The organism is Sphingomonas sp. 77B (assembly GCF_056497825.1).
In genome coordinates, this window is sequence record NZ_JBWMBY010000001.1 from 2,591,298 (window position 1) to 2,604,584 (window position 13,287).

At 59.2% G+C, this 13,287-nt stretch carries 11 protein-coding genes and 1 riboswitch; of the genes, 4 read left to right on the top strand and 7 right to left on the bottom strand.

Features of this window, described 5'->3' with window-relative positions; genetic code table 11:
* Positions 1 to 259 precede the first annotated feature (259 nt).
* Positions 260 to 646 (top strand): hypothetical protein, encoded by a 387-nt coding sequence (locus AC1GI4_RS12210; RefSeq protein ID WP_479629677.1) that lies wholly within the window; start codon positions 260 to 262, stop codon positions 644 to 646.
* Between the two features lie 54 nt (positions 647 to 700).
* Here AC1GI4_RS12210 and AC1GI4_RS12215 read toward each other — a convergent pair whose 3' ends face one another.
* The 5 genes from AC1GI4_RS12215 to AC1GI4_RS12235 all read right to left on the bottom strand — a co-directional run bounded on the left by AC1GI4_RS12215 (position 701) and on the right by AC1GI4_RS12235 (position 6,293).
* Positions 701 to 1,240: a Ros/MucR family transcriptional regulator gene (locus AC1GI4_RS12215; RefSeq protein WP_479630400.1), complete on the bottom strand. Its 540-nt coding sequence runs from the start codon at positions 1,238 to 1,240 to the stop codon at positions 701 to 703.
* Positions 1,241 to 2,047: 807 nt separating this feature from the next.
* Positions 2,048 to 3,802, bottom strand: a complete 1,755-nt coding sequence (locus AC1GI4_RS12220) for a hypothetical protein (RefSeq protein ID WP_479629678.1) — start codon at positions 3,800 to 3,802, stop codon at positions 2,048 to 2,050.
* Between the two features lie 607 nt (positions 3,803 to 4,409).
* Positions 4,410 to 4,697: a hypothetical protein gene (locus AC1GI4_RS12225; RefSeq protein WP_479629679.1), complete on the bottom strand. Its 288-nt coding sequence runs from the start codon at positions 4,695 to 4,697 to the stop codon at positions 4,410 to 4,412.
* Positions 4,654 to 4,926, bottom strand: a complete 273-nt coding sequence (locus AC1GI4_RS12230; RefSeq protein WP_479629680.1) for a helix-turn-helix transcriptional regulator — start codon at positions 4,924 to 4,926, stop codon at positions 4,654 to 4,656. Before AC1GI4_RS12230 ends, AC1GI4_RS12225 begins: the two co-directional genes overlap by 44 nt.
* Before the next feature lie 173 nt (positions 4,927 to 5,099).
* Complete coding sequence (locus AC1GI4_RS12235; protein ID WP_479629681.1) at positions 5,100 to 6,293, bottom strand: tyrosine-type recombinase/integrase; 1,194 nt, start codon at positions 6,291 to 6,293, stop codon at positions 5,100 to 5,102.
* A gap of 354 nt (positions 6,294 to 6,647) precedes the next feature.
* A riboswitch (TPP riboswitch) is annotated at positions 6,648 to 6,757 on the top strand.
* Between the two features lie 66 nt (positions 6,758 to 6,823).
* Between AC1GI4_RS12235 and AC1GI4_RS12240 the strand changes: the two genes are divergently transcribed.
* The 3 genes from AC1GI4_RS12240 to pnuC are packed head-to-tail and all read left to right on the top strand — an operon-like array spanning position 6,824 to position 10,799.
* Complete coding sequence (locus AC1GI4_RS12240; protein WP_479630401.1) at positions 6,824 to 9,091, top strand: TonB-dependent receptor; 2,268 nt, start codon at positions 6,824 to 6,826, stop codon at positions 9,089 to 9,091.
* 2 nt (positions 9,092 to 9,093) lie between these two features.
* Entirely contained in the window at positions 9,094 to 10,242 is a 1,149-nt protein-coding gene (locus AC1GI4_RS12245; RefSeq protein ID WP_479629682.1) for a phosphotransferase enzyme family protein, read from the top strand.
* A complete protein-coding gene (gene pnuC, locus AC1GI4_RS12250; RefSeq protein WP_479629683.1) occupies positions 10,239 to 10,799 on the top strand; it encodes a nicotinamide riboside transporter PnuC in 561 nt (186 codons plus the stop codon). Before AC1GI4_RS12245 ends, pnuC begins: the two co-directional genes overlap by 4 nt.
* A gap of 129 nt (positions 10,800 to 10,928) precedes the next feature.
* On the opposite strand, the gene AC1GI4_RS12255 is transcribed toward pnuC, so the two are convergent.
* Together AC1GI4_RS12255 and AC1GI4_RS12260 are read right to left on the bottom strand one after the other, a co-directional pair.
* Positions 10,929 to 12,116, bottom strand: coding sequence for a DUF2252 family protein (locus AC1GI4_RS12255; RefSeq protein WP_479629684.1), 1,188 nt, complete (start codon positions 12,114 to 12,116; stop codon positions 10,929 to 10,931).
* Positions 12,117 to 12,206: 90 nt separating this feature from the next.
* A complete protein-coding gene (locus tag AC1GI4_RS12260) occupies positions 12,207 to 13,232 on the bottom strand; it encodes a substrate-binding domain-containing protein (protein WP_479629685.1) in 1,026 nt (341 codons plus the stop codon).
* Positions 13,233 to 13,287 lie beyond the last annotated feature (55 nt).

Below are 13,287 nucleotides of genomic sequence, written 5' to 3' on the forward strand. Positions count from 1 at the left end.
AAGGCGGTTGTAGGGGATTGCCCGCTATTGCGCTGCCTTCAATACGTTGGCAATCAGCCTACGCGCTTCGGCAAATTCCGGGCGTGGGGCGTAGGAACCCCTTTGTCACGTAGCCTGGTCGAGTTTCTCGGCCGGGTGCCGTCGTGCTGTCCAAGGATTCGTCCCAAAAACGACGGGCCTTGTGCTACGTGCAGGGTTCCTAACACCCGGCTTTCGCCGGGTTGCCTCTTCCTAGTTTTCAGTGGGGTAGGAGAGGCAAATGAAGCTTCGATATGTGCTTCCGTTGTTCGTTTTGGTGGCAGGCTGTCAGCAAGCAGGCCCCAACGACAATTTTCAAATGGAAGTCGAACAAAAAGTTCGCAACGAATTGCGCGATCCAGAATCAGCGCAATTTAAGGACCACTATCTCTATCCCGCGAATGACGTTGCCTGTGGGTCTGTGAACTCCAAAAATGGATTCGGCGGGTACATCGGTTTCCACTACTATGCCTACGCTGATGGTAGGGTCTATTTTGCTGACGGCGATACCACCGGATTTTCCCGCGTTTCCGAGGAATGTTCGAAGCTCGAAATTGCTTCGCATCAGGCGGAAAGAGAAGAACGTCGAAAAGCGCGTGAGGCTCGTAAAGCCAATCGTGAATATTGAACCCTTCGGCCTGTGGCGCATTCCGGGGGCGGCCAATCCGCCCCCCTAAACCTTTTACTCGCCCGAACCGCTTAAATGGGCCTGTGCAGCGGCCTTAGCGTCTGCAACTGTCTTACCCTTACGAGCGGGCTTGGCTGCTGCCTTTGGGGCTTCCTGTGCCTTGGGGCTTTGACCGGGCTTACGACCCAAGCCGATCTTCTTCGCCATAGCTTGCCGTGCAGCGCTGTAGGACGGCGCAACAAGTGGATAATCTGCTTTCAGGCCGTAGCGCTCCCGATATTGTTCGGGGGTAAGGCCATGGGTCGAGAGGTGACGACGTAGCGTTTTATACGGCTTCCCGTCGATCATCGAGATAATGTAATCGTTGGACGCGAGCGATTTCCGCACCGATACGGCAGGGGTGTATTCGATAGGGGCTTCCGCTTCGACCTGTTGTGCTGCTCCACCGAGCAAAGCCGAAACCGTTTCATGCATTTTGCCAAGGAATGCGGGAACCTCACTCGCTTCGGTGCGGGTATTGGGGTTGCCCAACCACGCCACGGTCAAGTCGGTCGCCAATTCAACGGCATTAACGTTCACAGTTTCGTCTGTCATGGTAACTCCGATCGGATGGGATTTGGTGTAGATAATACCCAAATCCATAACGACCAATTGATTTTGCGGTTCAGCTAATGTGGATCGATCAATCTGTGGGACCAATTATGCTCTATTTTGCGATTTAAGGGGGGCATAGAGAGCCATTTGTGAATTTAGCCAATAATGCGCCTAGAGGCGACCAATGCGCCCTGTGGCGGCTTAAATCGCAAAGTCCTGCCATCGTTCTGTTCGTCGCGTCATCATAGGCGCTCACAGGTCCTAAGATCGCAATAGAACGATCCTGCCAACTCTCTCTCATGCAGCTTGACTCGTTCGCGACGAGTTGGAGCCATTAGCATCTGGTCCTGTTCCGCATCGGGTTTAGACGCAAAATAGCGCTCTCGCTTTATTGCCGCATCCCGTAATTCGGTAGGGCAATGCCAGCCGAATAAGCCCACGTCTTTGTCTGATAGGCGCTGTTTCTTGGCTGCCCTGATATATGGGGCCATGCACTCATGATAACGCACAAGCGCCTTAAACGACTGCCCCTCTAGCGGGGTCATGTAAATCCCTTGGGAGGCTCCCGGCTTATCCCAAGTGATAGCCAGCAAAGGTATCAGCATCATGGTGGGCAATATGCGGCGCATAGTGGGATGATGGCGGATGCAACCGAACGCTGCAACTGCACAAATAATATGCACCGGGTTTAGCAGGGGCGAAGTCCTAGAAAAATCCGGGGCGGCTCACACCAGTCCATTTACAGTAAGCCCCCCAGATTTCTATAGTGTGAGTATTCGCTATAAGTTTAACAAGCGAGTAAGCGGCCTAAGCCGCTATAAATCGCTCAATCCGTCGTTCCATAAGCTGTTCGCCGTGGATCTTGATCGGAATCACGTCCGCCGATAGATTGAAGACGAAATACTTGTGGGCAACCTCGACACCCAAATTGGCCAGCGCGGCTACAACGACTCCCTTCTTCAAAACATTAGCGAAGCTACTTTCGTTTACGATCCCTGCCAGTTCGCGGACTTCCGCCTTCGGAACATCGCCGACCCGCTCTTGTGCCCTTAGCTGCCTAACGGCGTCCACAATGTCCTTGGCTTGCCCCGTGAGAGCCTTTTTAACAGGCTCCCATGGCTCGATACGGCAATTGGGGAGTGCTTCTCTAACCAGCGTTTCCGGGGACGGATTTGGCGGTGTGATGAAATACACGTCGCACTTGCCGCATTGCCCATTTTCGCCCAGTCGAACCGTGCCCCGACTAAAGGCTTGAAGCAGGTTTCCCTTTAGGTGCCCCTGCCGCATTTGGGTCCATTCATCGCCTATGACGCTTTCAGGATCGGCACCCGTCGTCGCCATGTGCATGGCCTGATAAACCGTGTCGCGGTTTAGGTGGCAGCCGATGACCACCAGCCTATCAATATCCCGAAATTCGTTCGTGCCGTAGTGGTTGCCCCAATGCCGGAAGTGCAGCAGTTCGGGCTTGTCCAAGTAGGATTTGAGTTCTTCAAATAGACCGCAATCACCCTTATTCATGTATGCAACGAGCAAAGTAGCCCGCTCATCAGCGTTCATCATTTTGGCGATCGGTCGAAGTAGCTTGTCTCGATTGGTTGGGTTGGCCAGAAAATCCCGTCCGCAAGCTGTTTTCCAAATATGGACAAAAAGATTATCGTAATCGCGGACGAGTGGGTCCATGATTTCGACGTTACAGTCCACGTCTGCCCATAGCTGGTAATTCTCTACCACCCGTGCAGATGCGTCGAATATGAAGAGTGGTGCGATATCAGCCGGTAGCGGATGACCCATTCCGATAAGGGTAATCCCATATTTCTTGCCGCTTACCGCCTTGAGTCTTCTGCCCTTTGCGGCTTTTATATACCGTAGAGTTTCTAGCTGCTTATCCGTCAGGTGTGGCCCACCATGTTCAACAAACGAATACTGACGACCCTTGCCAAACCGATCAGGGAATCTAATTATGCTGTTTGGTTTTAGAGCATGAATATGGCTTGCGAATCTCTCCAATCCTTCGACCCATTCCGGGAAGTATGGTCGTAATGGCTCTATGACTTGTAGTAGGCTGTCGCGGCCTAGGTGAATATATTCCGCCCGATAAAGTGCTTCATCCGCGATACGAAGCCCGCGTGGCTTTCCTTGAAAATAGAACTCTGATGCCTTGCTGAACGACTTCTTCAAGGTACGAAATCTCAACATCGCATGAGTTGTTAGGACTAACCGGGATTGGTTAGGATTGTCATACCCTAATAAGTTTGCTTCCTCGTTTCTGGTGACGACGGCTATCTCATGCCGGTCAAATCCAATTGCCTCTATATAGCGGCATATCTCCTCAACGGTAGACAGGAATAAGATGCAGCTTTCTCCATTCTGAAATCCCTTGGCTTTCCACTCCCGGAGAAAGTTTTGGACTCTCGTTGACTTCCCTAAACCTGTATCGATTGGAAAGACCCTGATTTTTTCATCAGGGTTTGAAGTCAGATTTTTTCTGAAAAGGTCAAAAATATTTGAAAAATAGGATTGGTGCTTTTTGTTAAATTCTTCGGATTCTACGTAGATCTTCATTTTTATACCTAATAAAATTGTAGTTCATATCTCACTCCTATATATTATAGGGAAATGTGAAGTTGGTTAGGGGCGCGCAGCCACAAGCTGCGCCCCATCGAAAACCTAACCGGATGACTGTATATTTATCTATATTTAGTCATGTTTATAGAAAATGATAATTTTTTTCCCATTATTAAGTTATCGGTGTTGAAATTTCCGCCATTTAAACATGTCCCAAAAACCATTCCCGGTATGCCCCTTGGGGAAATATCGTTGAGTGATAGTTAGAAACGTTGATGGCGTTGTAGTTTGAGTTAGAAAAGCCAACCCTCACTCATCTTCCGGTTTTCAACAGGCGCAAGCCATCGCCCGGTAAACCGGGTAACGGCATGAGCCGTGTTGAGCGTGTTATTTGTTTGACGGGCCTGTCACCGGCTAGATTGAGTGTTCAATCCATCCGGTATCCATGTGTGTATGCGCGGTGCCGGTGGGCTGCAACCGTTAGCTCTGCCGCATTGTTAAACCTATCTTGCGGTTCTTAATGCGGTTTCGATTAGGCGTATCGGAGCTTGCATCGTCCCGATGCGATGCTGATAGCTAACTATTTAATAGGTCGGCGCGCTTCTTATGCGGATCGAACGACGAACGTCTTAATAAGGCCGATGTTATCGTTTTCTTCTAGCACGGCTTGGATCGCGTCACGAACCAATCGCATATCAGTGCCGTCAAAGCCGGTGTTTCCGTTACCGCCATCGCTAACAAGCTCACGATTGGTCAAAATGACAATCGTGCCGTAGGGCGACGGATCATCCAAATTCCAAGTCCATTCGATATTGGTTGAGGCAATCAAAGGGTTGATCAAATCATTATCAGGCAGCCTCGCCTTGATTATATCTGTCGTAATTGCAGTCACTATTAATATATTCCTTTATCATAAATCTAAAGACATCACATTTTAAAGAATTTAAAAGGTCGCTCGCGTCTTCCATCCACTTAACAACGGTGCTTAGGCGCCAACGCACTGATCCCGAACCAATGCGAATTGGGCGAGGGAAGGCGTTTTTCTTGATGTATCGGTAAAGTGTAGCGCGACTGATCGCGCACATGCGCTCCACATCGCGGCGTCTAAGAAGTTGGTCCATGTTTGTCTCCGGCGAGGGTGGCGCAATTAGGACGTTGGAAGAGGGAAATCAACAAAAAAATCGCAGACGTCAAGAAAAACGCCTGGAGACGCAAAACAATTCTTTGGATTGTATTATTTGTTGGGAAATTTTTTTGGTTCTCTTTCTTCGGTTTCTCTTCTTAAATATCACTTCTAATTTCCACTTTCTAATTTTAGGTAGTTGCTCCAATCTGTCATTAGTACGCGTCTCTTTTCAAAAAGGTCGGATCGCGCATAAGCTGCTTCTGCCTTGTCCTTAATGACGTGAGCCAAAGCGAATTCGATAACCTCGCGCGGATGGGTGGTCGTTTCCCCTGCCCAATCGCGGAAGGATGATCGAAAGCCGTGTGGAACGGCTGCAATCTTCAAATCCTTCATAAGCTTGGAAAGTGTCATGTCGGACAGGGGCTTAGTGTCCTTCGTGCCGGGGAAAACCAAGTCATCCGTATCGCGCTTCAACGACTTGGCTTCGACAAGGATGGCGATGCAGCGTGGTGACAAGGGTACACGATGAGGCTTCTTCGCCTTCATGCGAGCCGCCGGAATCGTCCATAAGCCCTTTTCCAGGTCGAACTCGCTCCATACCGCTAGTCGCGTTTCCGCTGATCGGGTGGCGGTCAGAACGAGAAATTCAAACGCCAGCTTTGTGGTCATGCCAGCGTCGCTATTCCGTATTTTGGCAATCGCGCTGCCGACCTGGTCGTAATGCAGGGCTTTCCGATGCTCGGTTTTCGACCTGTCGTGTTTCGGAAGCGCTTTGGTGATCGTCTCTGCCGGGTTGTCGGTGCGCCAGCCGCTCGCCATCGCCCATTTAAAAACCGAGCTTAGGCGTTGTTTGACCCGCTTGGCCGTCTCATGCTTTTCATTCCATATAGGCATCAGTACGGCCAAAACGTCCGCGCCGCTGACAGTGTCTACACGCTTCGAGCCCAACGTGGGAAAGGCGTAGGCCGTCAGCGTATTTATCCATTGGTCGCCATGCTTATCGTTGCGCCAGGTGGGCTTGGACAGTTCATGAACCTTACGTGCAGCTTCTTCGAGCGTCAGAATGCCGGTAGATCGCCGCTTAAGCGCTATAGGGTCTTCCCCCGCCCGTGCGGATTTTCGCTGCTCCAAGGCCAGTTCCCGGGCTTCCGATAGGCTGACAAGGCTGGCTGATCCCAAGCCGATATCGCGCCGCTTGCCATGAATGACGATGCGCTGGACCCATCGCTTTGCCCCGGAAGTATCCACTTTCAGGTAAAGCCCGTGCCCGTCACCATAAAAGCCGGGTTCTTTGATCGTGCGCACCGTGGCGGCAGAAAGCCGCTTCTCTCTATGCTGTCCTACGGGCTTCGTTCCGCTCATGCTGTACCACATATCAACCAACATAAATGTTGGGAATGGGGTAGTCCGAATGAGCCTATATGAGAATGGAATGTGTCTTAAGTATCTAAAAGATATGAATAAATGAGATTCTTCAAGATCGATTGAGAATGCTTGCTGGCGGACTCCCGCTCCGCCATATTTCAGAATTTTTCGTACCTTCAAAAAGGTCGGGTTTCGCTCTCGGCGATGTCCGCCATCGCGGCACATTCCCTCCGCCCCGGAGGATGGCAATGGCTCGGGATCGCGGCGCGGCTCTCCGGCCAGGCATTCGTGCCCTTCAGCTCCATTCCCCTTGCGATAACCATTTGCACCCGCCGCATAACCGCCTAGACGGCGCTATCCCCGGGGGGCCGCTGATGCGCGGTTGAGAGGTGGGCAGCAGCCCATGACCCGCTGAACCTGATCCGGCTCATACCGGCGTAGGGAGGGGTGGCGGTCCTGTCGTCGTCCCTCCGTGTGAAGTGGACGTACAGACGATGCCGGTTGCGATTTTCCGCCAATGCAAGCTGATGGGCCGAGGTGTCCTGCTGTTGTCGACCGCGTGGCCCATGGCGGCCGCAGCGCAGCAAAGTGCCGACGCCCCGGCCGATATCCGCGTGATCGGCCACCGCGATCCCGAAGGCCTGCTGCCCGATCAGACCGATCCCCATGCGGTGAGCGAGGTCGGGGCCGACTTCATCGTCAAGCAGGCGCCGACCCAGAACGCGTTTCAGCTGGTCAACCTGCTTCCCGGCGCGACCGTCGCCTCCAGCGATCCGTATGGCCTGTCGACCAGTTCGAGCCTGACGCTGCGCGGCCTGGGGCAGGACGAGATTGGCGTGCTGATGGAGGGCGCGCCGCAGAACGATATAGGCTATTATTACGCCTATCCGTCGCAATTCGCCGACCCCGAAAATCTGCGCCGGATCGCGCTGTCGCCGGGATCGGTGAATATCGACGCGCCGACGGTCGTCGGTGCGGGCGGTCTGTTGTCGCTGACGCTCGACGATCCCAAGGCGACGCGCCAGCTGCTCGCCGATGTGGCGCTGGGGTCCTATGGCCTGCGCCGGGTCTTCGCTCGGGTCGATACGGGGGAGATCGGGAATAGCGGGCTGAAGGCGTTCGTTTCCTACTCCAACACCCGTGCGGACAATTGGCGCGGTGCGGGCTTTGATACGCGTCAGCATATCGACGCCAAGCTGCTGCACGAATGGGGCAACGGCAACCGCGCCAGCCTGGCTTTGTCCTACAACAACGCCAATTCCTCCAGCTACCCCAGCCCGACGCTGGCGGAGTGGCAGGCGCAGGGACGCGGGTTCAATTACGACGCGCGCTACACGCCGGGCGACACCAATTACTGGCAGCTGTACCGCGCGCCCTTCCGCAACCTCTATGCCTCGGCGCCGGTGCATCTGGTGCTGGACGACCGGCTGACGTTCGACGGCACCAGCTATCTCCAGTTCGGCTATGGCAACTCGCCCTATGGCACGCAGCTGGCGACGACCGGCAATTTCCTGGGCAATGAGGAGCTGGCCGATCCGATCGCGCTGCCCGGTGCCGTGGACGGCGTGGCGACAGTGCTGGGTAACTATACCGGCGACCAGATGCGGCTGGGGCAGGTCGCCAGGCTGACCTTGCAGGCGGGTATCCACCGGCTGACGGCGGGGCTGTGGTTCGATTACGGCACCGACCGGGTGACGCAGACCTATACCTCGGTCGATGCGGAGGGCCGCCCGGCCGACCGCTGGGGCTATCGCAGCAGGGCGATCCGCACCGCCGACGGCCGCCTGCTCGCCTATGAGAACCAGCGCACCGTTACCGTGACGAAGAGCGTCTTCCTGGCCGACTCCATCGCGCTGACCCCGCGCCTGACCGTCAATGTCGGCTTCAAGGGCGTCAACCTGCTGCGCAACGGCCGCAATGACCTGCCGGGGCCGCAGAGCGCGGTTCGCCGCGACAGCTTCGTCGCGCTGCCCCGTGCCGCCGTCCATTACGAGATCGACGACCGGCAGCAGCTGTTCGCCAACATCACCACCAATTTCCGCGCGCCCAACGAGTTCACGCTGTATGACAGCTATTATGGCGGGGTCGTCACGACGCGCGGCACGGATGCGTTGAAGAACGAGTATTCGGTGTCGCAGGAACTGGGCTATCGCTATATCGGCCCGAGCCTGTCGGCGTCCGTCACCGGCTTCCACTATAAATTCCGCAACCGCCAGCTCGGGACCGTGATCGACAATGGCGGCGCGCTGGTCAATTCGTCGCTGAACGTCGGGGGCCAGACCTCCTACGGCGTCGATGGCGAGATCGACTATCGCCCGGCCAAGGGCGTCAGCATCTATGTCTCGGGCGAATATCTGCGCGCGCGGATCGACGACGACCTGCCGGTCGGGGCGGATTTCCTGCCGACGCGGGGCAAGCGCGCGGTGTCGAGCCCGACATTCCAGATCGGCGGCGGCGGCACCTATGACGACGGGCTGTTGTTCGGCAGCATCGCGGGCAAATATGTCGGTCGCCAATATGCGACGTTCATGAATGACGAGAGCATTCCCGGCTATGCGACGCTGGACCTGGCGATCGGCGTTCATCTGGCGGACTGGCTCGACGGCAAGCGCACCGACCTGCGGATCAACGCGATCAACGTCACCGACCCGCATGTCCTGGCGGGTGTTCAGGCGGTGACGACCAATGCCCGCGATACGATCGGGCGCGGGGGCACGGTCATCACGGGCAATGCTCCGGCCTATTATATCGGCGGCGGTGCGGCGGTCGTCGCCACCGTGTCGCGCGCCTTCTGAGCATGAGCGATCCGGTCGGCGAGCATCGTGTCCACGGCATGGGGCTGGCGCTGGAGGCGCCGACCTGGCCCGCGATCACGCCCGACGAGGCGGCGGCGGTGCTGGCTCTCTATCCGGGCGCGGCCCCGATCGAGGCGCTGCACTGGCATTCGCCGCGTCCCTTTTCCGCCGCGACGCTGATCCAGAGCAGCGACGATATGCTGCTGTTGAAACGGCATGACCGCCGGGTGCGGAGCGTCGAGGGATTGGCGGAGGAGCATGGCTTCATCGCGCATCTCGCGGCCGCCGGGATGCCGGTGCCCGAGCTTCTGCGCACGGCAGAGGGGGCCAGTGCGGTCGCGCTGGGTGAGGGGACCTATGAGCTCCACCGCCAGTCGGCCGGGTCGGATCTGTACCGGGATCAGCCGTCCTGGACGCCGTTCCGCGCCGATGGCCATGCCCGGGCCGCCGGGGCCGCCCTCGCCAAGCTGCACCGCGCCGCCCGGGGATATGAGGCCCCCGCCCGCCGCGTACAGCCACTGGTCGCCAGCTTCTCCATCCTGCCCGCCCCCGATCCGATGGCGGCGGCCGAGTCGTATGTCCGCGCCCGCCCGGCCCTGGCCGCGTTTCTGGAGAAACGGTCGTGGCAGAGGCGATTGGCGTCGCTGTTCGCGGCGGCGGACGACGGGCTGGCATCGCTTCTGGCCCGTCAGACGCCCTTGTGGACGCATAATGACTGGCATCCCTCCAACCTGCTCTGGGCGGCGGACGGCACGGTCGAGACGGTGTTCGACTTCGGGCTGGCCGACCGGGCTTGTGCGGCGCATGACCTGGCGACCGCGATCGAGCGAACCGCCTTTGCGTGGCTGGATCTGGGGCAGGGGCGGGACGAGGACATTGCCGACCCGGCCGCCGCCTTGTCCCTGATCGCGGGGTATGAGGCGATCGGCCCGCTGGACGCCGCCATGAGGGAAACGGTCCTCCGCCTCCTGCCGCTGGTGCATGTCGAATTCGCCTTGTCGGAGATCGACTATTTCGCCGGGGTGGTCGACGATTCCGACGCGGCGCTGCTGGCGTGGGAGGGGTATCTGCTGGGACATGCCGACTGGTTTGGGTCGCGGGCGGGGCGCGACTTCCTCGCTTCCTTGCGCGCTGGGTTGGGCATGTCATGACGCCGCTGGAGGGCATGGCGGTCGCGATCAGCTTTCTGGCGATCTGGCTGACGGCGCGGCGCGACATGCTGTGCTGGCCGTTGAACCTCGTTGCCTGCGCGCTGTATTTCAAGCTGTTCCTCGACGTGCGGCTCTATGCGGACATGGCGTTGCAGGCGGTGTTCGGCCTCGGCATCCTTTATGGCTGGATCGTCTGGCGCCGGAACAGGGCCGATACCGGCGCGGTCGTCGTCAAGCCGCTGTCGCGGGCCAAGGCCGTGGCGGGGCTGGCGGTCGGCGGCCTGGGCGCGCTGGCGATCGGCTGGTTCACCAGCCGCCATACCGATGCGACGCTGCCATGGCTGGACGCGACGCTGAGCAGCTTCAGCCTGGTCGCGCAATATTGGACGTCGCGGCGGCACCGCGAGAACTGGCTGCTCTGGATCGTGGTCGATATCGTCTATGTCGGGATGTTCGTCTTCAAGGGCCTGATGCTGACCGCCGGGCTGTACGCGGTGATGATCGGCTTGGCGGTCATCGGATACCGGGACTGGCGCAAGGCCATGTCACCCGATTGACCAACGAGGCCCGAGCCCTGCGATGACGCATTTCCAGGCGCCGTTGCTCGACCGATTCCAACAGCCATCCCGTGGAAAGGAAGGGGCCGACCAAGACGTTGCGCCGGGCAGGATCCTTGGCCTGCCCGGCTAGGCGGCCAGTGCGTAACGTCGGCAGTGGTCGAGATACCCGGCCTCGTGGCTGCCCGAGAGGGCGACGACGCTTTCCCACAGCCATGACGGCGTATCGAGCCCGCCGCGACGATCCGCCTCTAGCGTGGCCAGCCATCCGGCGCGGGTCGCTTCATCCATCTGGCGGCCATGGGCCGTTCCCACGACGAAGGCCAGATGGCGGGCGGCCCGGACGGCTTCGCCCTGGCTGAACTGCTCGACCTCCAGCTTCAGGTCCTGCGGGGTCAGTTCGCGGATGAACAGCGAGCGGTCCAGCATCGTGACGGGCATCATCCGCGCGCCGAGATACGGGGACAGGTGCCGGGCCGCCGTCACCACACGTTCGGCATGATCGCGGGGCATGTCCGCGCCGCGCGCCGCCGGGGCGACCGAGGCGGTCGCTTCCTTCAGGTCGATCAACGCATAGGACCAGTTGCCCTTGCGTGTCCGGAGCGCGACGATCGCGGCATAACGCAGCAGGCCGAGCGAGCTGCATCCCTTCATCCAATAGGCGGCGTCGACCAGCCGGACCTCGCGGTCCCGCGGCTTGCCCTTCAGCGACAGGACCATGGCGCCGACCCGTTCGTCGGCGAACAGCGCGGTCAGCGCGTCGCGTTCCTCGGGCGCCAGTTCCCAGAATTTCTTGCCGAGCGGAAGGCGCGGCTCGACCGCATCCAGGCGCTCCTTCGCCAGATGGCGCCAGCGTCGGCCGAGCGCCTCGCGCTCGACGCTGCGCACGACTTCCGATTCGATGACGGGTTCGCCGCCCGTCGGATCGTGGAGTGCGGCGGTATAACCGTCGATCATCGCCTCCATCATCCGCATCGTGACGACGCCGGGCAGGTCGGAGCCGCGCGCGGCGGTGGCCAACGACAGGCCCAGCCGGATCAGGTCATGCGCGGGATTGCCGATCACCGCCTGGTCGAGATCGCGGATTTGGATCTCTACCGAACCCTCGCCATCGGCGATCGGCCCCAGATTGCCGAGATGGCAATCGCCGCAGATCCAGACGGCCGGTCCCTTCGGAACGCGCCGCGCCGCGTCGGACGCCGCCAGCCATTCGTAGAATTTCGCCGTATTGCCGCGAACATAGGCATGGGCGGATCGCGCCATCTTCAGCGTGCGCCGGGATTCCAGAAGAGAATGACGATCGGCGGGCAGGGGCATGTGTAACGGTACCTCGGACAGACAGTCCTTCGACAACGCGGCATCGCCGTGAAAGTAACAAAATATTGCTGTCCGCCGAGGTCGCGCCGTTCAGGGCCGGGCCTGATGGCTCTGCCCCAGGCGCAGCGTCATCCCCCACAAGGTCTGGACCGGCTGGCTTGCCCGGACGGACGTGCCGGGCAGCATCGCAACCAGCCCGCGTGCCAGCGCCAGGCCCAGATCGCCCAGTTCCAGCGAGAAGCAGGTCAGGTCGGGGGACAGCGCGCGGCAGGCGGGGTTGTCGCGCAGACCGATCACCGCGACGTCGCGACCCGGCTCCAGCCCCAGGCCACGGAGTGCGCGGTAAGCCCCGACCGGCGCCGTCTCCCCCATCAGCAGCAGCGCGGTCGGCCGGTCGGACAGGGCCATCAGCTCGCTCGCCGTCGCCTCTCCATCGTTCTCGTCGGTTTCGCCGTGATGGACGAGCATCGGGTCATAGGCGATGCCCGCCTGCGCGAGCGCGTGGCGATAGCGTTCCACGACGATATGGCTGTTGTTGATCGTCGCGGGGGGCGCGACCAGGCCGATGCGGCGATGGCCCGCCTCGGTCAGCAACGTCATCGCATCGGCCACGACGCCCTCGAAATCCAGGTCGATCCAGGCATGGTCGCGATCGATCGCGGTGCGGCCCAGCGCGACGAAGGGGATGTTGCGGTCGAGCAGGAAGGGGATGCGCGGATCCTCATGCTGCGTACCCGACAGCACCCAGCCATCGACCGTCCCGCGCGAGACATGGCGGCGTAGGAAGGTCAGCGCATCCTCGCCCTTGCGCGCCAGCAGCACCACGAGGTCGAGGTCCTGCTCGCTCAGGCCGTTCTGCAAACCTTCGAGCAGCGCCATGAAGAAGGGATCGCCGTGGATCGCGCTGTCATGTTCCAGCGTCAGCATGAAGCCGACCGTGCCCGTCCGCCCGCTGCGCAGCGTCCGCCCCGACTGGTTGGGGATATAGCCGTGCTTCGCCGCCGCCTCGACCACCCGCTTTCGGGTCGCCGGGCTGACGTCCTTGCGATCGTTGAGCGCACGCGACACCGTGCCGATCGACAGCCCCAGGTGGCGCGCAAGTTCGCGTATGTCCATGTGCCCGTAGTCGCGGCGCGACGGGTTTCGCACAAGTCCCCCGCCGGTCGATGAC